Origin of the sequence: Polaribacter sp. SA4-10, assembly GCF_002163835.1 — a bacterium.
Classification (GTDB): Bacteria; Bacteroidota; Bacteroidia; order Flavobacteriales; family Flavobacteriaceae; genus Polaribacter.
Window position 1 is genome coordinate 1,868,279 of the sequence record NZ_CP019331.1, and the last position, 24,643, is coordinate 1,892,921.

Here is a 24,643-nt window from a genome sequence, read left to right on the forward strand (position 1 = left end):
GTAACTATTTATCATTAATAAGATGAAAGTATTAAAATTTGGCGGTTCTTCAGTCGCAAACTCAGAAAACATAAAAAAGGTTTTAGACATCATTTCTAAAGCTTCAAAAAGCCAAAAAGTTGCAGTTGTAGTTTCTGCTTTTGGAAAAACAACAAATAATTTATTAGCGGGTGCTACTGAAGCTTTAGAAGATATTGAATCCGCTAAAAAAACCTTAAATTCAATTAAAGAAGTACACTTTGAAGTAATTGATCACTTAATTATCAAAAACATAAAAGAAGTTGATAAAGAGGTTACTTATTTATTTGATCGATTAGCGTCTATTTACTCAGGTATTTTTTTATTACAAGAATTATCTGACAAAACATTGGCTAAAGTTTCTAGTTTTGGCGAAAGACTTTCTTCCTACATCATCGCAAATGCTGCAAAAGAGTTATTTGATGCGAATCATAAAGAAAGTAGGGATTTAGTAATTACCAATGATGACTATTTAAATGCACAAGTAAATTTTAAAGCTACTAATAAAAATATTATTTCATTTTTTAAAGAAAACAAACATCAAGTTACTATTTTAGGTGGGTTTATTTCTTCTAATATTGAAGGAGAAACAACTACTTTAGGAAGAGGTGGATCTGATTTTACCGCTTCCATTTATGCAGCTGCTTTAAATGCTGATGAATTACAAATCTGGACAGATGTTAGTGGCATGTATACTGCAAACCCAAGAGTTGTAAAACAAGCGTATCCTATTTCAGAAATTTCTTATGAAGAAGCAATGGAATTGTCTCATTTTGGTGCAAAAGTTTTATATCCACCAACAATTCAACCTGCATTAAGAAAAGAAATCCCTATCAGAATTAAAAATACTTTTGACCCAGAAAGCGCTGGAACTTTAATTTGTAAGCATCCTGAAAACGGAAATGAAGTTAAAGGAATTTCTCACATCGAAGACATTAGCTTAATTACTTTAGAAGGTGGTGGAATGATTGGAATTCCTGGTTTTTCTAAACGTTTGTTTGAAACACTTTCTCTTCAAAAAATTAATGTCGTTTTTATTACGCAAGCTTCTTCAGAACATTCTATCTGTGTGGGTGTTTATGAAAACGATGCAAAAAAAGCAAAAGAACTTTTAGACGAAACTTTTAGCATAGAAATAGACAGGAAGAAAATAAAGCCAATTATTGTAGAAAATGATTTGGCAATTATTGCTGTTGTAGGTGAAAGCATGAAAAACCATCAAGGTTTAAGCGGACAAATGTTTAGCGCCTTAGGAAGGAATAATGTAAATATTAGAGCAATTGCGCAAGGTTCATCAGAAAAAAATATCTCTGCTGTCATCAATAAATACAATGCAAAAAAAGCTTTAAACATTTTACATGAGCAATTTTTTGAAGAAAGAACAAAACAGTTAAACTTATTTGTAACGGGTGTAGGAAATGTTGGTGAGCGCTTTTTAGCACAATTACACCAACAAAAGAAATTCTTAAAAGAAAACCTGAAATTAAATATTAGAGTTATCGGAATTGCAAATTCCAGAAAAATGGCTTTTGACAATCATGGTATCGATCTAAATAATTGGAAAGAAGCATTAGAAAACGGAGAACCTACAACGTTAGCTCTTTTTTATCAAAAAGTAAAAGAAGCAAACCATAGAAATAGTGTTTTTATAGATAATACTGCAAATCAGCAAGTTTCTGAAGTGTATGAAAGCTATTTACGCGATAGTATTTCTGTAGTAACTTGTAACAAAATAGCGTGTGCTTCTAGTTTTGATAATTACAAAACTTTAAAACACGTTTCTAGAAAATACAATGCATCTTTCTTGTTTGAAACAAATGTTGGTGCAGGTTTACCAATTATAGACACCCTTAAAAATTTAATAAATTCTGGAGATCGCGTTCAAAAAATTCAGGCAGTTTTATCTGGAAGTTTAAATTTTGTTTTCAATAACTTTAATGAAAATTCAACTTTTCATGATGTTGTTGCAGCTGCGCAGAAAGAAGGATACACAGAACCAGATCCTAAAATTGATTTAAGCGGTGTTGATGTTGCTCGTAAAATTTTAATTTTAGCGAGAGAAAGTGGTTATCAATTAGAATTAGAAGACATTGCTAACAATGCTTTTTTACCTGAAGACAGCTTAAAAACTGATACTAATGACACTTTTTACGCTTCACTTACAAAGAACGAAGCGCATTTTCAAAACATTTTTAAAGAAGCAAATGACAAAGAGTGTCGCTTAAAATATGTGGCAGAATTTGTTGATGGAAAAGCCAATGTTGGTTTACAACACATTCCTTCAGATCATCCCTTTTATAATTTAGAAGGAAGTGATAATATTGTATTGTTTTTTACAGACAGGTATCCAGAGAACCCTTTAATCATAAAAGGCGCTGGAGCTGGTGCAGATGTTACTGCTTCTGGTATTTTTGCAGATGTAATTAGAATAGCGAATAAATAAGTTGGCATTTCGCAGTCGCAGTCGCAGTCGCAGTCGCAGTTGGCAGTAGACAGTTGGCAGTAGCAGTAAGCAGTTAACAACTGACTGAGCACTGAACACTAAAAACTGAAAACTGAAAACTAAACACTGAGCACTGAACACTAAAAACTGAAAACTAAACACTGAAAACTGAGCACTAAATACTGAATACTGAAATTATGGATTATTTAAAAATTTTCGCTCCTGCAACGGTTGCTAATGTTTCTTGCGGATTCGATTCTCTTGGTTTTGCTGTTGATGCAATTGGAGATGAAATGACGTTTACAAAAACAACTGAAAAAGGCGTGAAAATAACCAATATTACGGGTGCTGATTTAACCTATAATGTTGATGAAAATGCAGCAAGTGCAGTTGTTAAAAAGGTTTTGGATGAAGCAAATGCCGATTTCGGAATTGAACTTACAATTCATAAAGGGTTTTCACCCGGAAGCGGACTAGGAAGTTCTGCGGCAAGTGCTGCTGGTGCTGCTTTTGGTGCAAATCAATTATTAGGAAATATATATTCTGATTTAGAGTTGACAAAATTTGCCATGTTTGGGGAAGAAGTTGCTTGTGGAGCTCCTATTGCAGACAATGTTTCTGCAGCAATCTATGGTGGTTTCGTTTTAGTAAGAAGTTACGAACCCTTAGAAATTATAAAACTACCTGTACCAAGTGAGTTGAGAGTGGTTGCAATTCATCCACAAATAGCAATAAAAACAAAAGACGCCAGAGATGTTTTACCCACAGAAATTGCCTTAAAAGACGCAGTTACGCAATGGGCAAATGTTGGTGGTTTAATTAGTGGTTTATATACTGATAACTACAACTTAATCAGTAATTCTTTAGTAGATATCATTGCAGAACCTGCTCGTAAAGGCTTAATTCCGTTTTTTGATAACGTTAAAAATAGCGCACTAAAAGCGGGAGCTTTAGGTGCTGGAATTAGCGGTTCTGGTCCAACAATTTTTGCCTTATGTAAAGGTGATGAAGTTGCTAATACCGTTTACAAAAGCATTGAAGAAAGTTATAAAAATACTGGAATTGATTTTGAAATGTTTATTTCAAAAGTAAATCACGAAGGAATAAAAATTAAAAATAGTTATTAGTTTTAAATGTTTAGTGGTTAGTTTCCACTGCAACTTAAAACTCAAAACCAAAAACTCTAAAGAATGAACTACTACAGTTTACACCATAAATCACCAATATCAACTTTTAAAAACGCAGTTGTAGAAGGTTTAGCTAAAGATAGAGGTATCTATTTCCCAGATAATATCACGCCACTTTCAAAAGAATTTATTGCGAATATTTCTGAATACACACATCATGAAATTGCTTACGAAGTAATCAAGCAATTTGTAGGTGATGAAATTCCGACTGAAAAACTAAAAGACATTATTGCAAAAACAGTTTCTTTCGATTTTCCTTTGGTAAAGATTGATGATAACATCGCTTCTCTAGAATTGTTTCACGGACCAACAATGGCTTTTAAAGATGTTGGCGCTAAATTTATGGCACAATGTTTAGAGTACTTCAATAAGGATAGTGATGACGAAGTTACTGTTTTAGTAGCTACTTCTGGAGACACAGGAGGCGCTGTTGCAAATGGATTTTTAGGAGCAAAAGGCGTAAAGGTTGTTATTTTATATCCTTCAGGAAAAGTAAGTGATATTCAAGAAAAACAATTAACAACTTTAGGTCAGAATATTACTGCGCTAGAAGTTGATGGCGTTTTTGATGATTGCCAAGAAATGGTGAAAACCGCTTTTTTAGATGAAGAGATTACAAAAACATTAACCTCAGCAAACTCTATAAATGTTGCACGTTGGTTGCCACAAATGTTTTACTTCTTCTTTGCGTATAAAGAATTACATAAAAAACACAAAGAGTTAATTTTTTCGGTTCCTAGTGGAAACTTCGGAAACATTTGTGCAGGAATTATGGCACAGAAATTAGGGTTACCTATTAAACACTTTGTAGCAGCTACAAATATAAATGATACCGTTCCTAATTATTTAGTGGATGGAATCTACAAACCAAAACTATCTAAAGCTACTATTTCTAACGCGATGGATGTTGGTAACCCAAGTAACTTCATTAGAATACAAGAATTGTTTAATAACGACTTAGAAACCCTTAAAAGGGCTTTTTCTTCTTATAGTTTTACGGATGATGAAACGCGAGAAACAATGAAAAAAATCTACACCAATTCTGGCTACGTTGCAGATCCTCATGGAGCTGTTGGTTATTTAGGTTTAAAAAAATACGGATTAAAAGAAAATGAGTTTGGTGTTTTTCTAGAAACAGCGCATCCCGTAAAATTTTTAGATGTTGTAGAAAAAACGTTACCCGTTAAAGTAGAAATCCCTGAGCAAATTAAAAAAATAATAGACAATACTAAAGTGGCTATAAAAGCGACTAGTTACGAAGATTTAAAGGCTTATTTGATGAAATAATCAAATACGGTACTTCTATAAAAGAAAAAAATCCTAACAATTTATATTGTTAGGATTTTTTTGCTGTTATACAAATTAATAAACTGTTTTTTATTAATTTTAAAGAATGGCTAAAAACCTTCCCCAGGTGCTATTGGTGACGATGCTTGCGCACTTAGCGGGCTTAAGATTAAAAATGTTCCCAATGCTGTTAGCGCTGCATATTTGCCACAATTACCCAATTTTTTTATAGCTTCTTTTCTTGAAATAGCTTCGGTACTCTGTTTTATTTGTTGCATACTATGTATTGATTTATTCTAAAATAATTTTTTTAATTAATTTCCCTTCTTTCGTTTGCAGTTGCACAAGATAAACACCCACAGATAGACTTGGTATAGAAACTTCACGCTCCCCAGATCCTTCGAAAGTGGTCTTTAAAATTTGTTTTCCTACAAGCGAATACAATTTTAATTTTGTTTGCCCACCTGTCAAACCAGAAACACTTAAAGTAGTGGCATCTTTTACATAGAGCATTACATTATTTAATCCAAACGCATTATTAGTACTTAATACCGTTTTGGCCGTATGGATATAAAACCTTCCGATACCGTTCATATCACTATCAATATTTATGGTATATGATGAAGTGTCATTTAATGCTGTAAATACATTTAAGACGCGGTCTTCTATAAAAACCTGTAAATCAGTTGGTAAATCAATAGAATCTGCAGTAAATGTAAGCTCCGTTCCCGCATCCGTTTTAATACCTAACGGAATAATCACGTCTTCAAAACCATATTTTGGTAAAGATTGTATCGTATAATTTACAGCATTTCCATCTTCTATTAAGTGTGTAAAAATATCTAAAGAAGCACCGTTAAAATTACCAATATCATATCCAGGATCTAAACCGGTAGTAGCCGTATCAAAATATTTGATGTTTGTTTTTACCGTAACACTGCTGTTAGATACGCTTACAACTATTTCTGGTACTGTCGTTTGATTTTTTTCAAAGACTGTTGTTCCTGTAGCGGGTTTCAACTGTCTTTTATCTTTATTAAAAGAAATATTACTTTGATTTTCTTTCATTTTTATAAAAAAACCTTGCCCTGGTGCAAAAGATCTATTATTAGTATCTACCTCAGTTACAGCAATGTATTTTTCTTGTGCGTTATCCCAAATATAAATACCCTTAAAAGTATCATGTAAAGAAGCTAAATTATCATTTAAAAAACTTGAATTTCCATTTTTGTTTGCAGCTAAATAGGTCGTATAAGGGTTTCCTATGGCAGACCAGCGATTTGCCGTTAAATTTTTAGAAATATCATTTATGTTTAATGATCCAGTAAAAGAAACTTCACCATCTGTAACTCTAGATATAGAATAGCTTTCACCTTGTAAAAACTCTTCTGCTGCTGGTGTCGCTGCTGTATAATATTTCCATGCATCGTTACTTTGTGATGAATCATAGCTTGCAATCGCATATTTTACAGGAGCAACAGTTGTATTGGTTCGTATATTGTTATCTGCATTTTCTGCAAAAGAAAGTATCTCTTGACCAGAAACTGGTGGCGAAACAATGCTCCATTTATTTGCTAACAAACCACCTCTTTTATACGTGATGGTTCCTGAAGTAGCACCCTCTATAAGCAAAACACCACTATCTGCGCCATCAGACTCTAAAGAAAGAGAACCATTCGTTGTAAAATTTCCGAGTATTGTTAATTCTTTGTCTTTAGGAATTACTAAAGAGGCTCCTGTGTTTAAAGTAAAATTATACATAGATATATCATCTACATCTAGGGTAACACTTACGTTATCTGCTATAATAACATCTTGGTTTTCAGATGGATTTCCATTTGACCAATTACCATTTTCAGACCAATTACCATTTGCAGTAAAAGTGTTTGACTCCCTAGCACTATATTCGTATGATCCTATATCCCTGGTACCCACAATTGAAAACCCTCTTTGGTCTAAAAGCAGACTTGTTGTTGTACCACTATTTATTGCTGGACTTCCAGCGCCGATACTATAGGTTTTTGTAAAGCCTCCGTTATCTGCTAAAGTACCCAATAATGGATCCTCTCCAACAATACAATCTGTATATACGCCAGCGAGGCCACCAGAAGAAGTATTTTCTATTAAACAGTTATTCACCGTCCAATTAGTGGCTTGTTCAGAGTACATTTGAGACCCTCCTAAAGGAGCTGTATTACCATAAAACAATGAGTTTGTTAGGTAAATTGGCTGCGGATTAGCGCCAGATCCCATTTGCATGTAAGCCCCACCATATGGAGCAGAATTCCCTACAAAAGTAGAATTCGTTATTCTAATGTCATTTGTAACTGTTGGTCTATTCATAATAGCACCTCCAGCATTACCACTGCTATTATCACTAAATGTGGAATTGGTAATTTCCATGTAATTAACTTGATCGTTAGGGAAAAAAGCGATTGCTCCTCCACCCATCATATCTCCTGGTCTACTTTCAGAAGTATGGTGATTGTCATAGTAGGTAGAATTTTCCGATATAAAGTTTGATATTTGCACATAAACACCTGCTCCACCTACACCGTATCCACCCCAACCAGTAGTTCCAACTCTGTTAGACTCAATGGCACAATCTTTTAACTTTAACGTTGTGTGATAGACAAACAGTGCTCCACCTCTATCATTACCATTGCTATTAGCAACATTCCCGTGTCTAATTGTTAGTTTTTCGAAGCTATTAAAATTAGTTTCAGCATAAGAACTATGCGTAATATTAAAAACTCTATCCGTTGCCGATCCAGCAACAGCATGCGCTTGTACTATCGTACTCGCAGGGCTCACACCAATAATTGAAAGCGACTTATTTGTTATCGTAATATTCTGTTCCGTAAAGGTTTGTGCCGCCAATAGCAATACATCTCCATTACCCGCAGCATCTATTGCACTTTGAATGGTAGTATAAGTTTCACCACTTCCAACGTTTATTTGCTCGATAAAATTTATACTAAGGTTTGTAGCGTAATTAGTGGTATTTGCAGCGTCACTATCGCTAAAAGCAGCATCTTGAAAAGTAATAGTAAGATTATTTAAGTCATTAGCATTTGCATGAGCACTTGCATTTCCTGTCAAGGAAAAAGTAAGTTGTAAGTTATTGTCTCTTGTAATTACAGCTGTTAATCCTGTTGGAACTCCAGTAACCACTGCCTTACCAGAAGTAACAAAATCTTCACCATCAGCACCGGTAAATGTTGCGCTTTCGTAGTTATTATGTGTTATGGTGGTTGTAGCAGTAACCGCACCGTTATTTGTACTATTCTCTATGAATGTAGAAGAAGCGTACGTTACTTTTGGTGCAGCTAATTCAATTATTGGAGCTGGATCAGCGCCATAATTTCTTGACATATTCCAGTCAAGTGGAGAAGGTTTATTATAAGCATTCGCAGAGTATTGTGAACTATAATAGGAAGAAGTACTAGTACCTATCCAAGCATTATAACCATTACTTGTTAAATAGTAAGAACCATATTGCCAAACCTGCTTGTTACTGTTGTTTTTCCCGAAATATACGTATAGACCATTTACTGCTGTCGTACCTGCACCAGAAACCATATAGGAAGGGACAGGCAATTCTCTAGTTACGGTGATCCCATAATTTTTTATAGTTGTACCATCTGGAGATGTAACTTTTACATCTATTGTGTTTGCCCCCACATTTAAATCCAAAGGGTCTGATGCAGCACCAGATGCTACGGCAGTGTACGCTTCATCATTTACTCTTACTTGTATGGTTGCAGTCTCATTTGACTGTGTTTGGGTTGGGGTAACTGTAATGCTTGTTATTGTATTACTTACAGAGGAGGCCGTATAGGCTGTAGTACTTGGTGTAAATGTTGGACTTAATGTAGCCTCTGAAATACTTAAGGCCTCTAAATCTGCATTCTTAAGAGGATCTCCATTACTAAATACTACTATTTTTTTACTTCCTCCAGTTGCAAAGTCTGTCTTACCATCTCCATCTAAATCAAGTATCATTGCTTGTAGTGAAGTTCCCGTACTTAAAATATCTATCTTAGGATCAAAAGTTACTGTTCCAGCTGTAGTTGTTGTATTCGTTAAAATAAACACCGCTGCTCCACTCTGTGTTACAACCACATCTAGTTTGCCATCTCCATTAAGATCTCCTAGTGCAATTTTTTTTGCTCTACTTCCGATTGCAAAATCTGTTTTATTTGCAAAACTAACGGTACCGTTTGTACTCGTATTAAGCAATACAGATACATTCTCACCATAGAAGTTAACTGTTGCTATATCTAATTTACCATCACCATCTAAATCACCTAATGCTAAATCAGTGGGCTCAGTACCACCGATTGTAAAATCTCCACTATTTACAAAGTTTAAAGTACCGCTTGTACTTGTATTGCGTAATACTCGAATAGAAGTTCCTTTTGAAGTAATTGCAAGATCAGGTAGGCCATCACTGTCTATATCACCTATCATAATTCCTTTCGGTCCAATTCCTGCACCAAATTCAAATTTGGTAAAACTAACTGTTCCAACACTCCCAGTATTGCGAAACAGGAATACTTTACTTGTATCATTACTTGTATTATCATTATATACAACAGCAATATCTGCCTTGCCATCTCCATCCAAATCGCTAATTGCCACATTCTGAAGTTTATAATCAGAAACTCCCGTAATCAAATTGATAGGATCTGCAAAACTTATAGAGCCTATCGCTGCAGTGGTATTTAAATAAACCTTCACATAGCTGTTATTATTATAATTGACTTCTACAATATCCAATTTTCCATCTGCATCTATATCTCCTACTGCAAGACTCGTATTATAACCGCCAGTATTAATACCAAGAGCAGTTTCAAAACTTGCAGTACCATTACCTCCGGTATTGCGTAGTATCAACATTATATTTGTTCCGCTACCTTCTGCGATAATTATATCTGGCTTACCATCTCCGTCTAAATCTCCAGTAGCAGCAATCTTGCTCGGCTCGGTTGTTCCTGTTGAGAAACTCTGCTCGGTGCTAAAATCTGCAGGGGTAAGAACCCCTTTACTAGGGCTATAAGTAGGAGTAAAAAACTTTTTGCTATTTATAGTCTTATTAACAGATAAATCGACAAGTGTTAAAGGTCCGTAAGTTGCTCCAGCAGGAACTGTAACCGTTAAACTAGTGGCTGTTACCGCTGAAACCGTTGCTTTTGTAGCTCCAAAAAACAAAATATTGTTAGCAGGTATTGTGTTAAAATTGGTTCCAGTAATTGTTACCGTTTCTCCTGCATCTCCTGTTAATGGAGTAAATGAACTAATAGTAGGAAGCGTTTGAGCATTGACTTCTGCAAAATGAGAGAACAACACAAGGCAGATAAAAACCTTATAACAGGACTTGCGTAAAGTTTTAGATAAAAATAGAAAAGTAACTTTCTTCATAATCGTTTAATTTGTTTTATAAAAAAAATGAGTTATACATAATTAGACCAAAAAAAAATATGCGGTTTAATTATCTGATACTGCAAATATAAAGACAAGTATAGTACCCAAATCAGACCAACTTGTGCCCTAAATCAGACATTTTAATCTTTTTGTAAGATAAAAAGTGAAGTTTTTAAAGAATTATTTTCTTAGACCAAAACTTTCTTTTACTACTAGATGAAGAGGAAATATATTTTACTTTATTTTTTGTCATCGGGTTTGTGTTGCATGACCTAATTAATTGCCTCCAAAAAAGAGTGTCTCGTTGGAGTGTCTACCTTTGATATGACGATTTTTATGAGCTTATAAATTTTATATTTGACTTATGGTAAAAAAGTATGACAATGAACTTAAAGTTATAATCGTAGAACTGTTAAATTCAGGTATTAAAACAAAACAAGTTGGTGAGGATTATGACTTAAGCTTGGGTATGGTTGGGCATTGGAAACGAGAATACAAGTTAAAATCTGAAGATTTTTCTAAAAAGAAGGAAGCATCTCTAGCAGGTCAAGAGCTCAAAGCACTAAAGGAAGAATTAAAGAATGGAATGATGGAACGTGACATCTTAAAAAAGGTGGTAAGCAAACCACCCGAAAACGATGTTTTCTCCTCTTACTATCAAATATCCAAGAGTAACCTATAGATTAAATGGTATAATTATAAGAGGCTACATTCTGCCTTAGGTTATAAATAGCCAGTAGAAATGGAAACAGCGTTAATAATTAAAAACAATAAAAATATAGCTTAAGAAAATAGTGACAAATTTATTAGATATTTCACGTTTCCCAAGGATAAATTCCTAATCTTAATTGGTTATTTTGTTTATGTAGAAAAAGAATCAGAGGGCTTTTCCCCAAACCTCTTTATATATTGATTTGAAAAGTATTGAACTTTAGTAAAGCCAACTTTATAAGCAGCTTCTGCTACAGAACTTACTTGACGGTTTTCTAGGAATGATTTTGCTTTTATTAAGCGTATTTCCTTAATGAACTGCACAGGTGTATAACCGGTAAGAAGTTTTACTTTTCTTAGCAATTGGCGCTCACTGAGCAACGTTTCTGATGCCAAATATGAAACATTTAATACATCGCTGTCAATATACTTTTCTATTAGATTTTTTAATTTTTTAATGAATGTTGCATCCACAGTATCTCTGTTATCAACATCTAAAGGTAATTCTTCCACTGCTTGCTTTCTAACAATCCTATTCTCCAAAATATTCCTTGTTCTCACCAGTAGTTCTTCTGGACTAAAAGGTTTTGTGAGGTAATCATCTACTCCTAATCTAAGTGCAAACAATTTATCCTCTTCTAATGCTCTTGCTGTTAGCATGATCATGGAAATATTTTTGAATCTCTTGTCACCTTTTATATTTTTTAGCAATTCAAATCCATCCATTTTTGGCATCATCACATCAGAAATAATAATATCAATGGTGTTGTTTTCGAGTATTTCTAGTGCTTCTAAACCGTTTGTAGCCTCAAGTACTCTAAAAAATGGCTTCACTATCGATATAATAAATGCTCGCATCTCTTTATGGTCTTCTGTTAGTAACAGGACTGGCTTTTCTATTTCGAAAATAGCTGCATATTTCGTGATGCTGTTACCAAGACTACTTTTGATTATGTGAACGTTTACTTTATCAACAACGATTTCAGCGGTCCCTAAAATTACATTTTTGAGTGGAAATGAAAAAATAAACTCACTTCCAACACCCAATTCACTAACTACACATATAGATCCTTTATGAAGCTTTGCCAACTCTTGTGCTAGCGCCAGTCCAATTCCTGTTCCTCCACTGGCTTTAATATCTGATTGTGCTGATTGATAAAATCTTTCGAAAACATGCTGCACATCATCGGGATGAATACCTTGTCCATAGTCCTTTACACTAATAACCATTTTTTCATTCTCCTCTTTTATACAAACGGTGATTTTACCATTGTCTGCTGTAAATTTGAAAGCATTAGACAAAAGGTTGTTCATGATTTTAGCAAATTTCAATTCATCGATAGCTATTGACAGCTCCTTCTCATAGCTGCAATCCACATGGAAATTAATTTTTCTGCTATGAATCTCTGATTGATATGCTGCGAATAGCTCATTTAAAAATGAGTAAATTTGTACAGGGTTTTCGACAAGTTCTAGCTTGCCTGCCTCTAATTTTGTCCAGTCAAGAATTTCGTTTACTAAATTCAATAAATTTTTTCCATTGTTCTTCACCACCGTCAACTGATTGGTTACAGCAGCATTAATTTTTCCATGCTCACCCATAATCACTGCTTCTATTGGACCATTAATTAAAGTAATAGGGGTTCTTAGTTCATGAGAGATGTTCGCAAAAAACCTGGATTTAATTTTGTCTAAGGCTTCTAATTTTTTATTCGTTTTTGTGATTTTATTTCGGCTCCAAAAAATGAGCCCTACAATCAGTAGCAGTAAAAATAAGGTGACGCTCAAAATCAACCTTTGTTTCCCCTGAAATTTTTGTTCAGCACGTAATACATCGTTTTTTAATTCCACGCTATTCACATGATGTGTAACCTGTACTTCCGCTAAGTTTTCATAAAAATTATTGCTATTAATCTCTGACTGAAAAAAAAAGAAACAATGATAAAATTCCAGTGCCTCTTTATACATACCTTTATTTCTAAAGCAAACAGATAAGTTATTAAACGAGTTCGCTGCTAACCCCTTAATTCCAGCAAATATAGAAATATCAAGTGCTTCTAAATGGTATGGAATGGCTTTATCATATTCTTGTTTCATACGAAAATGATACCCCATATTATTTAAGATATAGGCCTGTAGTAAATAATTACCACTTTCTTTGGCTATCAATAAACCTTCTTTAAATGTTTCAATTTCCTTCTCGTCCTCCTGATACAGACCAACTGCATTTAAATGTCGCGCTAAGGACTCCATCATCAATGTATCAGACCTGCTTAAATTCCGTTTTAATAACTCAACAGCTTTTTTAGCATATGTTAATCTTATGTTGTCCTCCTTTTCCAGCAGAAGTTTTGCATAAAGCAGATAAGATTTACTGAGTGGATCCTTTAAGGTTTCAAATATTTCGATGGCCCTTAAAAAATAAGAATCATATGGGCGATCTATTATATTTCCCAATCGGATGCTGTTGGCAATTTCGAAACATGCGATAGCGATGGTCCTATTCTCTTGCAATTTTTCTGCCAAGTAAAGAGTCCTCGTGTAATATTGATAGGCATCATTTATATTTTTTACCCATTTAGACGCTCTACCTAATCTTTCGTTCAATTTCATTTCCAATCTTTCATCTCCCGCTACTTTGGTCAATTGAACTTTTAGCTCTTGTATGCTATTCGCTGATTTCTCGTTTTTTAGATTTTCTAAAATTAGTACTCTTTCTGATGCTGTTGAAACTTGAGGTAATAAACGGACCAATGAGGCTGTTTTTTTTGATAATTGATAGCTGTGAGCCTGGCTATTTTTTGTGATTTTTGTTGCATTTATTCCACTCGTATCTACTGATACACTAGTTTGAGAAAAAGCAAAAGGGTTATACAAAAGAATTACAAAAAGTAAGAGCAGAAAAGTAATTTTCTTCATAATAGTTCTTGGTGAAATAAACAACTCTTATAAAGAAGAATGAGACCACTTCGTTAATTTATGAGTGTTTTATTGGGGTATTTTTTTTATTAGTATGCACTAATTCTATTTAAACTTCGAATAGGTAGAAACATCCTAAATTTAGGGTAAATTTACGGTAAATTTACGGTAAATGTAATCTTAAATAAAGGAATCTGGTTGATTATAAAATTTAAATTGAAACAGCAATAATACTCATTGTTGTTTAAAAATTAAGTGCTAAAGGTTTATTTCCATTCGGTAGCGGAAGATTTTCCAATACGAGGTAAACATATTTTCTTCCAATTATTACACAATGCTGGGTTTCAAAAATGACAAAAATACAGCACCAAGAGCTTGTAAATAAGTGTAAAAAGAGACTTAAATTATTGTCTTTATGGAAGATTTAAAAAAAAATAAAAAGGTCGCCATAAAAATTACCAAGTCTAAAAATTTAAAGGCTTATTTGATGAAATAATCAAATGCGGTACTTCTATAAAAGTAAAAAATCCTAACAATTTATATTGTTAGGATTTTTTTTTGTTGGCTACAAAGACAAGAAATTCCCATATTTGAGTTTTTAGAAAGTTTTTCACCTATTAAAGCGGCTAAAACAAAAGAAACACACCCCTCTTTAGATGTAAGCACCTTGTTTCCTGAAAACAAAAAACGCTATTCTTATAAGGGTTCATTAGATGAAGTTTTAAAATTAAAAAAAACATACCATTAGACAATTATAGCAAGGAACAACCTATTAATGATAGCAGTGTTTTTTAAAATCTACATCATTAAAACAGGTATTAATACGCTATATTTTCATACTTAAAACGAGTAACTTGGCTTATTGCTTTTTTAAGTATAAACAGCTCCATTTGGAACGCGAGCATAAAACACTTTAAAAGAAATAGGAATATTTGCGGTAATCCACATGTATAATTGCTTTAATAAAACAAATTGTTATAAAGCGTAAAACATCAGTATGTCCTGCCAAATAGGTTAAGTATACTGACATAACATAATGCTGACAAACGTTAATTTTAAAACGTAAAACAGATATGCCGTATATCAACAATACGCATATACAATTGTTGGCAACAATTTAGACTAATAAAAAAAATAATTATTATGGCAGACGATGGTAGTAATGAAGATGCAATATGGCCGATGCCTAAATTTAGGTTTGAAGTCGACTTAGGAATTGAACTCAAGGGCGTTGCCTTTCAAGAACTTTCTGGGATGGATGTTGAAAATCAAATAATTGAATATCGCAAAGGCAACAGCAAACTTTTTTCTACAGAAAAAATGCCAGGAATAGTAAAATATGGAAATATTACTATGAAAAGAGGCGTTTTTGTAAATGATAATACTTTTTGGGAATGGCATAAAGAAATTTCAATGAATACTATTAAGCGACGTACAGTTCTTATTAAGTTACTAGATGAAAATGGGAAAGTAACGATTCAATGGCAATTAAATAATGCTTGGCCTACAAAAATTACAAGCACAGATCTTAAGTCGGACGGAAACGAAGTTGCTGTTGATACATTAGAAATAGCACACGAACAATTAATAATTACGAATAGCAAATAAAGATAATTTTAAAACGTACAACATATATGTGATATATCAACAATACGCATATACAATTGTTGTGTTTAATACAAGAAGAGGTAACTAAGTAAGAAGAAGGAATGAGTGAAAAGGAAATTATGAGTAAGGAAATGATAGATTTTATAAATAAAAAACAGAACGAAATTAGAATAGAAAGAAATTCTGAATTTTTTAGTTTTATAAAACAAATTCTAGTTTTATCTACAACTTTGTTAGGTTTAACAATTGCTTTTAATAAATTTTTTGAGAATAAAGGTCATTACCTCCTTTTGATATCTTCAATATTTCTATTTGGACTGAATATCCTACTTTCTCTAATCGTTTGGTACGAGAAAATAAAGAATTTAGATAATGGGATTCTGGCTCTTGAAAAAAGGAGAAAATTAATTGAGGACGGAAACAATGATAATGCCAAAGACATCTTCGTGCCTTTCGGGAAATTCTTCGAGAAAACAACCAAAACTTTGTACGTTTCTTTCTTTCTTTCTGTAGTTTCACTTTGTCTATTTGGAGCTTTATCAATAACGGAAAAAGAAAATAAAGAATTACAAAAGGAAAACTCCATAAAACCAATAAAATTAAAACAAGTTGATTCATTATCTAATAAATTTTTTAAACATAAATAAAAATTAAACTATGAAAACAATTTAATTAATTAAGCAAAAGTGCGAAACAAGTAAACAAGAGATAATTAAAGAACTAGAACCTAAATTTAATTTTGGAACAGATTTAGAAAAATCAATAGAATCTTTATTTGAACTCGAATCAATGATTGATTTAAAATTGAAACCTTTAGGAAACGAAATACAAGATTTAATTCAAAAATCTAATGAAGATAAAGAACTGTTAGATAAACAAAGTATTGTAATTTTTGAAAACCTAATTTCGGACATCATCACAAAGTTTATTTAGATTTATTAATTCTTTATTAATAATATTTAAGCTATTTTGAATTTTAGCTATTTTTAATTTAGTTTTTCCTATTATAATATCGAATTTTGAAACTGAAACATCGTCTGCCATAAGTACTAAACACAACACCGTGTATAATTAATAGGGGAGGTATTGTTAACTTTAAAATTATTATTATTTTTTATCATTTCGCATTTCTGAACAATTAGACTATACTTAGCCCCTACTAATCATACACAAGCACGTTGTAGCTAATTTGATGAAAAACAATAAAAACTAACCTTAAAATTTAAATTTCTAATGAATAATTCGAAAAATAGTATTTCCAGAAGAGAAATGTGTTCCTTAATTGGATTAGGTATTGTTGGGCTTACACTTCCTTTTGGTTGCATGTCTTCAGCTAAGAATTTCAATTTAGCAAATATTCATTTTAAAAACCTCTATGAGGTAGCCGATCTTATTAAAAATAAAACAATTAGCTCAGTTGAATTGACTCAATTAATGTTAGATCGTATAGAAAGTATTGATAAAAGATTGCATAGTTATATTACTATTATGAGTGAATATTCATTAAAAAGAGCTAAAATGGCTGATGAGCAGTTATTAAAAGGGAATTATCAAGGTCCTTTACATGGTGTTCCAATAGCAGTAAAAGATTTAATCTTTACAAAAAATGCCCCAACAACTGGAGGTCATTCTTTTTATAAGGACTTTATTCCTGAATATAATGCAACTGTCTTTGAAAAATTAGAGAACGCTGGAGCTATAATTCTGGGTAAATTAAATCTTACTGAAGGTGCTATGGCAGGATATCATAGTGACTTTGAAATTCCCATAAACCCGTGGGAAGAGCAACATTGGGCTGGTGCTTCTTCAAGCGGTTCTGGTGTAGCCACTGCTGCTGGACTATGTTTTGGTTCACTTGGTACAGATACTGGAGGCTCTATTCGTTTTCCTTCAATGGCAAATGGCGTTGTTGGACTCAAACCAACTTTTGGCAGAGTTAGTAAATATGGTGTTTTACCTTTAAGTGATTCTCTTGATCATGTTGGTCCACTTACTCGATGTGTGAAAGACACGGCTATTATGTTTGATGTAATTAGTGGTTATGACGAAAAAGATCCAAACTCTATAAATAAACCTGCTTCAAATTTAAGTGCTGAACTAACAAAGGGAATAAATGGCCTCAGAATAGGATTGGATGAAAGTTATATTGCCGATGGTGTTGATAAGGAGATTGTTGACAGCATATTGAATGCAGTTGATAAATTAGAGGAATTAGGTGCAGAAATTGTAAGATTTAAAATTCCTTGGGACAAAAATGCTCTGGGTGGAATTTGGTTTAATGTCTGCACACCAGAGGCTGTGATTGCTCATAAAATTAATTATCCATCAAAAGAAGATTTGTATGGACCGTATTTTCGTGATTTCCTTGCTTATGGTAAATCTGTATCTAAAAAAGATTACGAAGATGCCAAATTAGCTAAAGAGACATTTAAGAAGGAATTTTTAAAAATATTTAATAATGTTGATGTTATAGTGGCTCCTGCAGGAACTTTACCAGAAGGGATTACTCATGAAATTCAAAGAGGAGGTATGGAAGCTTTTAGTCCTTATGAAGCAGCTGGTAATATGCACTTTGCTACACCTGCTAATCTTGCAGGAACTCCTGCAATTACATTTCAATGTGGAAAATCGAATGAAGGATATCCTCATAGTTTACAACTAATGGGAGCTCCATTTAGTGAATCTATTTTATGCAGATTGGGTTATGAATTTGAACAAGCCACAGAATGGCATAAACGGCATCCAGCAATTTGACCCTTTTTTACAAAAAAAACTAGCTACAACAATGGTTATAATTAATACGGGTTTTGGTGCTTAACCCAAAGTTTAGTGCTTTTAACCAAGTCCGCCAAATCTTTTGATTTGGCTTTAGAAATAAAAAAGATAAAATAAAAAGTTTTGGCTAAGTGCTTAATCGGAAATTAATTGCTTTTTAATTCCCGCACTAACCATAGCCGAGACGTTAGCGTTCATGCGAAGAAACTCTGTAACAATGATTGGATAAAGAATAAACGATAGATGGGACTGTTAGAATGGCTATTTGGAGCCGAAGAAAATAACAATGAGAGGCGCAAAAAAGTTTTTATAAGTTTTGCCATTGAGGATATTCAATATAGAAATTATTTAGTTGAACAAGCAAAAAAGAAAAACTCACCCTTCTACTTCATTGATATGTCAGCAAAAAAAGCCTGGAAACAAAGTGAATGGAAGAAGAGATGTAGAACAAAAATTAAGCAATGTGATGGTGTAATCGCACTGTTAAGTAAAAAAACACATCTTGCTGGAGGTGCAAGATGGGAAATTCAATGCGCTAGAGAAGAAGAAGTAAAAATTATAGGAATGCATATTTTTAAAAATAACAAAGGAGCTATTCCTACAGAATTAAAAGGCAAAAGAGTAATTGAATGGAACTGGAATAACTTAGAAAAATTTATTAACCAATTATAACCTATTGAACTATGGCAAACCCTAGAGCATTTATCAGTTTTGATTTTGACAATAATAGTGGACAAAAACTTTATTTTGTTGGACAATCAAAAAATTCCAAAACACCTTTTAACATAGAAGATTGGAGTTCTAAAACACATCTACCTCAAAAAGAATGGGAAAAGTTAATTCACGGAAAAATTAACAACTGTAATATGTTAATTGTACTAGTTGGAAAAAGTATGTCCACCGCTACTGGTGTGGCAAAAGAAATTTCCTTTGCAAAGGAACATAATGTGCCTGTTTTTGGAGTTTATGTTGATGGCGCTAGCACATCTTCAAATTTGCCTACAGGATTACAAAGAAATAGAACAATTGCTTGGGATTGGGCAAAAATCGCAGCTGCTATAGACCAATGTATGACCGAAGGAAAAAATAAATAGATATGAAAAAAGCGCTAGTAATAGGAATAAACAATTACCCAACAGCACCACTCAAAGGGGCCATAAATGACGCAAAAGATATTTCAAACCTTCTAAAGACTAATGGGACTGATTCTAAGAATTTCGAAGTAAAGTTTTATGATGACATTCAAACAAGGGGTGAGCTAATGAAACTTATTGTAGCTTTTTTTGATGTTAATATTGAAGCAGATATGGGCCTTTTGTATTTTGCAGGTCATGGTTATGTAAATGAATTAGGTGGCTTCATAGTAACACCAGATCATGAAAGCTATAATGAAGGAATAGCTATGAATGATATTTTAGGTTTTGCTAACAAGTCGAAAATAAGAAACAAGGTGATAATCCTTGATTGTTGTAAATCCGGAAAATTTGGAGACCCTAATGAAAATGGTAGTATTACACCAATTGAAACAGGAACAACAATACTTACTTCCTCTAGAAAAAATGAGCCATCAAAAGAAATAAATGGTCATGGTGTTTTCACGAATCTTTTAATAGAGGGCTTAAAAGGAGGTGCAGCAGATGTTAGAGGACATATTTCCCCTGGTGGTTTGTATGCATATATTGATCAGGCTCTAGGTGCCCACGAGCAAAGACCTGTTTTTAAAACTAATGTTACTGAGTTTGTTGAATTAAGAAGTGTAATCCCTCAAGTTCCACTCAGCACTCTTCGAAAACTAACTGAATATTTTCATTCTCCTTCAGACAACTTGCAATTAGATCCCTCATTTGAGGATACCAACTCAAATGATGTTGAGCATAAAGTAATAGAACCTTTCGCTAAACCAGAGAATGTAGCAATTTTTAAAAATCTTCAAAAATTAGAAGGTGTAGGTTTAATAGTTCCAGTTGGTGAAGAGCATATGTATTTTGCAGCGATGCACTCTAAAAAGTGTAAACTCACTTCTTTAGGACATCATTATTGGAGATTAGTTAGTGAAAATAGAATATAAATATAAAAACATGAAGGGGTATAATATTTATTTTTTGGGAGAGAGGAATGTGGTCAAAATGCCTGATTACAAGGAGTTTATTGATGACATTGCAATTAATAATGAAACTTCAAAATATGAATTAGATTATATCTATTACAGTGTAATACAGAGTAAAAGCAGAAGGGTTCCTATTATTAGTGCTAGTAACATTTATAGAACTAAATTCGGAAAAGTTGACAGGTCGGGTAATTTTAAGAAAGATAATAGACTGAATGACGGAGAGCAACTAACGTCAAACGACTATAAGCGTTTTAATACAATTAAAGCAGCAGCCATTGAAAAAGGCCACATGACAAAAAGAGAAGATGTTCAATGGGATTTAAAAGGAGTTGAAGAGGATGCACAAAAAGCAGCAATAAGTACATTCTTTTATCCTAATGCAGCTCCCCAACATGATTCTTTAAACAATGGACCTTGGAAATATTTAGAAAACTCAGTTATTATTAAAGGTCGAGTTCCTAATCCTGCAAAAGTCTCAGTTTTTACAGGCCCAGTATTGGATAATTTAGATCCTGAATTCAAAGTAAAGCTTCATGATGGAACAATATTTAAAATCCCCATTTTATTTTGGAAGGTAATCTATTATTTAAAGGATGATAGTAAACTTTATAAAGCAGGTTTTCTTATGGGACAAATTAATCCATTAAAAAAAGACGATCTGATTAATGAAATTGGTTTTCGAGAATTTGGAGTAGAAGAGAAAATATCTTCGCTCAAACCATTTCTTGAATTTAAGGAGGATGAGAATTATCAAGTTCCCGTTTCTTTAATAGAAGAACTCACAAAGTTAAAGTTTCAAGATGCCATTGATTGTCATGAGAATGTCAAACCAACAATTCTAAAATTGGAGGAAGTCCAAATCAGAAGTTTTGAAGATACCTTACTTGATCAAGAACCCACTTATGAAATTGATGGCTTATTAGTGTAATAAATATTAAAGAATAAAAATGTTTTATGTCTATATATACAAGTAATTATTTAAAAAATCTATCTCAACGAAAGACAGTACTTTTTAGTGAACAAGTGCTGAATGAAAGTAAAAAGACTCATACGAGTTTTGATATTTTTCTTTCACATAGTTTTCTTGATAAAGATGAAGTCGAAGGTTTATATATTGAATTAACTAACCAAGGTTATTCTGTCTATGTTGATTGGATTATTGACCCTCATTTAGATAGAACAAATGTGACAAAAGCATCTGCAAAATTAATTCAGAATAGATTAAAAATTTCTAGATCATTATTACTTGCAATTTCAACTAATGCTACCGTTTCGAAATGGATGCCGTGGGAATTAGGATATGTTGATGGAAACACAAATAAATGTGCAATTATACCTGTATCTAGAAGTGAATATGCTCCGAATTCATATGCTGGAGCTGAATATTTAACCATTTATCCTTTCATAAAAAAAGTTCCAACATCTGGGTTAGGAGAAAAGCTCTTTGTGATTGAAGAATCTCTCAAATATATAATTTTCGATAATTGGATTAAATTAGGAGAGCAACCAAAAGCACAAACAATAAATATTTTCTAAATATAATAATGAACAATAAAGCACGAAACGCTAACAATGTATAAAAATAATAGCCGAGATAGTAGTAATTTCAAAGGTTGTAGCCCGCTTCAACTTTCTTGTAACTTGACAGGAAAGTCGCCCGCTTTCGGCTACTATTCTTATACTAGCCGTTGGCAACAAGCAAAAACGAATAATAAATATAACTATGAAAATAAATTACATTTTAACTTTAGTAATAATTTTAACATTAAATTCTTGCGGAAAAAGCGAAAAAGAAATTAAGGTTGAAAAAGAAAAATTAGAGTTAAAAATTGAAAATGAGAGAAAAAAAATTGAATTAGAAAAAATTCACGAACAAAAGGTAAATGTTGGAAAAAGAAAGAAAATAACCGAATTGTCTATGAAACTTCAGAGGTTTCCAAATGTTTATGAAAAAGTAGAAAAACATATTGAAAAAATAAAAATGTTCCAAATTGGTCGTGCAAAATCAACGAAGGAAAAACAGTTAAGAGAAGCATATCAGGAATTAAATGAAATACGTGAATATGAAAAGAAACTAAAAAATGAAATTGCACAATCTGAATATTTAAAAACATTTGAATTTCAAAAAAAACCAAGAAGTGTAATGGAATATATTTTCGAATCTGCAAAAAAGGAAAACTTTGAGGATTTTAGAAATTTATGTGACCCTTATGGAGAAAATGACAGAGATGTAAATCAAATCTGTTTTGCTGAAATGTTACGAAAAAAAGAAAAACAGCAACTAATTGATATGTTCAAAAATGGGAGAATTATTGGAGACATTAAAATAAATGGTAATTCAGCAATCATTGAATTTGCATATGGATTAAGTTCTAATAAACTTGAGAAAATGGGTTTAATAAAAAGGAATGATTTATGGTATTTATCATCACTATAAAAGCCAGTTGCCAATCGAGTAGACGGCTGACTGCCAAAAGGTAGCCAGTGCGCCTCTCACACCACCGTACGTGCGGGTCTCGTATACGGCGGTTCACCAAATTGAAGTTTGCTGCTTATTTATGTAATCTATCATTGGTTTATAACCTTTTCTTTTAAGTATAGAAAGAGTAATTGTAGTTTTAAGTATAGGGCTTTGGGCTACTGCCCACCCTCCCATTCTTGTTCTACTCCAAGCATAAGCTTGGCCCTCTTCTATGCCTAATTGAATGCCCTTTTTACGTTTTCTTTCTAGCTTTTTCCAATCATGCCAAATGCAATATCGTAACCTATTTCGCAACCATTCATCCAACTTTTTAAGTTTAGCATAAATGTTTGTTAATCGGTAATTATTCATCCAACCCCTGCAAACTTGACCCCTTTCTATTTCCTTAAATCTATTTAGTTGATAAAGACTCAATTCATCATAGACTAGAAAAACAGTTAAAGTGAGCTATTAATTTTCTACATTTATAAATCTAAAAAAATGCTGCTGCTATGGCAAAAAAAAAGAACACGTAAAAAAGAAAGGCTAATGCAAAATAACCAACAAAACATAATTATTTATAATACTGCAGATGGTAAAGCATCTGTAAGTTTATACACCAAAGACGGTACTATTTGGATGAACCAAAGTCAGCTAGCAGCACTTTTTGACACCTCTATACCAAACATCAGCATACATATATCTAACATACTTAAAGAGAAAGAGTTACCGTCCAATTCAGTTATTAAGGATTACTTAACAACTGCCCAAGATGGTAAAGAGTATAAGGTAACTTTTTATGCCTTAGATATGATTTTGGCAATTGGTTTTAGAGTGCGTAGCAAAAGAGGTACACAATTTAGAATTTGGGCAAACCAAAACCTAAAACAATACATGATTAAAGGGTTTGTAATGGATGATGAACGCCTTAAAAACCCAGATGGCAGACCAGATTATTTTGATGAATTATTAGTACGTATTAGAAACGTTAGAGCATCAGAAAAAAGATTCTATCAAAAAGTAAGAGACCTATTTGCATTATGCAGCGATTACGACGCAACAGACAAAGCCACACAAATGTTTTTTGCCGAAACACAAAACAAATTACTATTGGCAGTTACACATAAAACAGCCACAGAATTAGTAGTAGCAAGAGCCAGTGCAACAGACCCTACTATACTATGGCACTAACAACTTGGCAAGGCAATGCAGTAAGAAAACAAGACATCTTTATTGCAAAAAACTATCTAAATGAAGATGAACTAGATTCCTTAAACAGATTAGTAGTAATCTTTTTAGAAACAGCAGAATTAAGAGTCAAAAACCGTATCGATATTACAATGAATTTCTGGAAACAAAATGTAGATAAAGTATTAGAATTTAATGATAAAGAAGTCTTAAAAGGTTTAGGCAGTATTTCTAGCAAACAAATGGAAGAGAAAGTTAGAAAAATATACGCAGAATTTGATACCAATAGAAAATTTGAAGAAACCAAAAAAGAAGATGCCATTGAGTTAGAAGAAATAGAGAAACTACTTAAAAAAATAAAATAATTCTATTTTGTTTTCGGTAACTTTTAAAGCACTAATCAATTTAAGCACTTCTAATAAAGCGCTATTTTAACTTAACTCCTTTTAAATCAAATAAATAGTCGGTTTGTAAAAAGTAGAGCATAAAATAGTTCCGCCACCAATACC

The 24,643-nt window shown here is 32.8% G+C and carries 16 protein-coding genes and 3 pseudogenes; 15 read left to right on the forward strand and 4 right to left on the reverse strand.

The annotated features are described in order from the left end of the window. Nucleotides 1-22 precede the first annotated feature (22 nt). From thrA to thrC, 3 genes are all read left to right on the forward strand, one after another. Entirely contained in the window at nt 23-2,461 is a 2,439-nt protein-coding gene (gene thrA / locus BTO04_RS08055; protein WP_087564013.1) for a bifunctional aspartate kinase/homoserine dehydrogenase I, read from the forward strand. Between the two features lie 197 nt (nt 2,462-2,658). Then, nucleotides 2,659-3,588, forward strand: a complete 930-nt coding sequence (locus tag BTO04_RS08060; RefSeq protein ID WP_087564014.1) for a homoserine kinase — start codon at nt 2,659-2,661, stop codon at nt 3,586-3,588. 63 nt (nt 3,589-3,651) lie between these two features. Next, nucleotides 3,652-4,935 carry a threonine synthase gene (gene thrC, locus BTO04_RS08065; RefSeq protein ID WP_087564015.1) on the forward strand — a complete coding sequence of 428 codons (1,284 nt, stop codon included), beginning with the start codon at nt 3,652-3,654 and terminating at the stop codon, nt 4,933-4,935. A 110-nt stretch (nt 4,936-5,045) separates the two neighbouring features. Here the strand turns inward: thrC and BTO04_RS15340 are convergent, their stop codons facing one another. Next, nucleotides 5,046-5,213 carry a hypothetical protein gene (locus tag BTO04_RS15340; RefSeq protein WP_198342043.1) on the reverse strand — a complete coding sequence of 56 codons (168 nt, stop codon included), beginning with the start codon at nt 5,211-5,213 and terminating at the stop codon, nt 5,046-5,048. Nucleotides 5,214-5,226: 13 nt separating this feature from the next. Then, nucleotides 5,227-10,284: an FG-GAP-like repeat-containing protein gene (locus BTO04_RS08070; protein WP_198342044.1), complete on the reverse strand. Its 5,058-nt coding sequence runs from the start codon at nt 10,282-10,284 to the stop codon at nt 5,227-5,229. A 442-nt stretch (nt 10,285-10,726) separates the two neighbouring features. Here BTO04_RS08070 and BTO04_RS08075 point away from each other — a divergent pair. Further along, a pseudogene (locus BTO04_RS08075) lies at nt 10,727-10,972 on the forward strand (transposase); the annotation flags it as partial. A gap of 251 nt (nt 10,973-11,223) precedes the next feature. On the opposite strand, the gene BTO04_RS08080 reads toward BTO04_RS08075, so the two are convergent. Beyond that, the gene (locus BTO04_RS08080; protein ID WP_087564017.1) at nt 11,224-13,992 is read right to left on the reverse strand and encodes an ATP-binding protein; all 2,769 of its coding nucleotides are present in this window, start codon (nt 13,990-13,992) and stop codon (nt 11,224-11,226) included. Nucleotides 13,993-15,135: 1,143 nt separating this feature from the next. Between BTO04_RS08080 and BTO04_RS08085 the strand changes: the two genes are divergently transcribed. The 10 genes from BTO04_RS08085 to BTO04_RS08125 all read left to right on the forward strand — a co-directional run bounded on the left by BTO04_RS08085 (nt 15,136) and on the right by BTO04_RS08125 (nt 22,922). Further along, nucleotides 15,136-15,600, forward strand: coding sequence for a phage tail protein (locus BTO04_RS08085; RefSeq protein WP_087564018.1), 465 nt, complete (start codon nt 15,136-15,138; stop codon nt 15,598-15,600). Between the two features lie 101 nt (nt 15,601-15,701). Then, nucleotides 15,702-16,247 carry a hypothetical protein gene (locus BTO04_RS08090; protein ID WP_087564019.1) on the forward strand — a complete coding sequence of 182 codons (546 nt, stop codon included), beginning with the start codon at nt 15,702-15,704 and terminating at the stop codon, nt 16,245-16,247. A 142-nt stretch (nt 16,248-16,389) separates the two neighbouring features. Further along, the gene (locus BTO04_RS15185; RefSeq protein WP_157662442.1) at nt 16,390-16,533 is read left to right on the forward strand and encodes a hypothetical protein; all 144 of its coding nucleotides are present in this window, start codon (nt 16,390-16,392) and stop codon (nt 16,531-16,533) included. 300 nt (nt 16,534-16,833) lie between these two features. Beyond that, a complete protein-coding gene (locus BTO04_RS08095) occupies nt 16,834-18,354 on the forward strand; it encodes an amidase (protein ID WP_087564020.1) in 1,521 nt (506 codons plus the stop codon). A 264-nt stretch (nt 18,355-18,618) separates the two neighbouring features. Further along, nucleotides 18,619-19,047 (forward strand): TIR domain-containing protein, encoded by a 429-nt coding sequence (locus BTO04_RS08100; RefSeq protein ID WP_087564021.1) that lies wholly within the window; start codon nt 18,619-18,621, stop codon nt 19,045-19,047. 11 nt (nt 19,048-19,058) lie between these two features. After that, the gene (locus BTO04_RS08105) at nt 19,059-19,469 is read left to right on the forward strand and encodes a TIR domain-containing protein (RefSeq protein WP_087564022.1); all 411 of its coding nucleotides are present in this window, start codon (nt 19,059-19,061) and stop codon (nt 19,467-19,469) included. A 2-nt stretch (nt 19,470-19,471) separates the two neighbouring features. Beyond that, the gene (locus BTO04_RS08110) at nt 19,472-20,443 is read left to right on the forward strand and encodes a caspase family protein (RefSeq protein ID WP_087564023.1); all 972 of its coding nucleotides are present in this window, start codon (nt 19,472-19,474) and stop codon (nt 20,441-20,443) included. 10 nt (nt 20,444-20,453) lie between these two features. Next, complete coding sequence (locus BTO04_RS08115; RefSeq protein ID WP_157662443.1) at nt 20,454-21,413, forward strand: DNA/RNA non-specific endonuclease; 960 nt, start codon at nt 20,454-20,456, stop codon at nt 21,411-21,413. A 26-nt stretch (nt 21,414-21,439) separates the two neighbouring features. Next, nucleotides 21,440-22,021: a toll/interleukin-1 receptor domain-containing protein gene (locus tag BTO04_RS08120; protein WP_087564025.1), complete on the forward strand. Its 582-nt coding sequence runs from the start codon at nt 21,440-21,442 to the stop codon at nt 22,019-22,021. A 187-nt stretch (nt 22,022-22,208) separates the two neighbouring features. Then, nucleotides 22,209-22,922 (forward strand): hypothetical protein, encoded by a 714-nt coding sequence (locus tag BTO04_RS08125; protein ID WP_087564026.1) that lies wholly within the window; start codon nt 22,209-22,211, stop codon nt 22,920-22,922. 93 nt (nt 22,923-23,015) lie between these two features. On the opposite strand, the pseudogene BTO04_RS08130 reads toward BTO04_RS08125, so the two are convergent. Next, nucleotides 23,016-23,354, reverse strand: a pseudogene (locus BTO04_RS08130) (group II intron maturase-specific domain-containing protein); the annotation flags it as partial. A gap of 141 nt (nt 23,355-23,495) precedes the next feature. Here BTO04_RS08130 and BTO04_RS15735 point away from each other — a divergent pair. Next, a pseudogene (locus tag BTO04_RS15735) lies at nt 23,496-24,499 on the forward strand (virulence RhuM family protein). Nucleotides 24,500-24,643: the final 144 nt, after the last annotated feature.

Bases quoted from the DNA above. Each gene is read 5' to 3' on its own strand.
- thrA (WP_087564013.1), top strand. From the start codon at position 23: ATGAAAGTATTAAAATTTGGCGGTTCTTCAGTCGCAAACTCAGAAAAC.
- BTO04_RS08060 (WP_087564014.1), top strand. From the start codon at position 2,659: ATGGATTATTTAAAAATTTTCGCTCCTGCAACGGTTGCTAATGTTTCT.
- thrC (WP_087564015.1), top strand. From the start codon at position 3,652: ATGAACTACTACAGTTTACACCATAAATCACCAATATCAACTTTTAAA.
- BTO04_RS15340 (WP_198342043.1), bottom strand. From the start codon at position 5,213: ATGCAACAAATAAAACAGAGTACCGAAGCTATTTCAAGAAAAGAAGCT.
- BTO04_RS08080 (WP_087564017.1), bottom strand. From the start codon at position 13,992: ATGAAGAAAATTACTTTTCTGCTCTTACTTTTTGTAATTCTTTTGTAT.
- BTO04_RS08085 (WP_087564018.1), top strand. From the start codon at position 15,136: ATGGCAGACGATGGTAGTAATGAAGATGCAATATGGCCGATGCCTAAA.
- BTO04_RS08090 (WP_087564019.1), top strand. From the start codon at position 15,702: ATGAGTGAAAAGGAAATTATGAGTAAGGAAATGATAGATTTTATAAAT.
- BTO04_RS15185 (WP_157662442.1), top strand. From the start codon at position 16,390: ATGATTGATTTAAAATTGAAACCTTTAGGAAACGAAATACAAGATTTA.
- BTO04_RS08095 (WP_087564020.1), top strand. From the start codon at position 16,834: ATGAATAATTCGAAAAATAGTATTTCCAGAAGAGAAATGTGTTCCTTA.
- BTO04_RS08100 (WP_087564021.1), top strand. From the start codon at position 18,619: ATGGGACTGTTAGAATGGCTATTTGGAGCCGAAGAAAATAACAATGAG.
- BTO04_RS08105 (WP_087564022.1), top strand. From the start codon at position 19,059: ATGGCAAACCCTAGAGCATTTATCAGTTTTGATTTTGACAATAATAGT.
- BTO04_RS08110 (WP_087564023.1), top strand. From the start codon at position 19,472: ATGAAAAAAGCGCTAGTAATAGGAATAAACAATTACCCAACAGCACCA.
- BTO04_RS08115 (WP_157662443.1), top strand. From the start codon at position 20,454: ATGAAGGGGTATAATATTTATTTTTTGGGAGAGAGGAATGTGGTCAAA.
- BTO04_RS08120 (WP_087564025.1), top strand. From the start codon at position 21,440: ATGTCTATATATACAAGTAATTATTTAAAAAATCTATCTCAACGAAAG.
- BTO04_RS08125 (WP_087564026.1), top strand. From the start codon at position 22,209: ATGAAAATAAATTACATTTTAACTTTAGTAATAATTTTAACATTAAAT.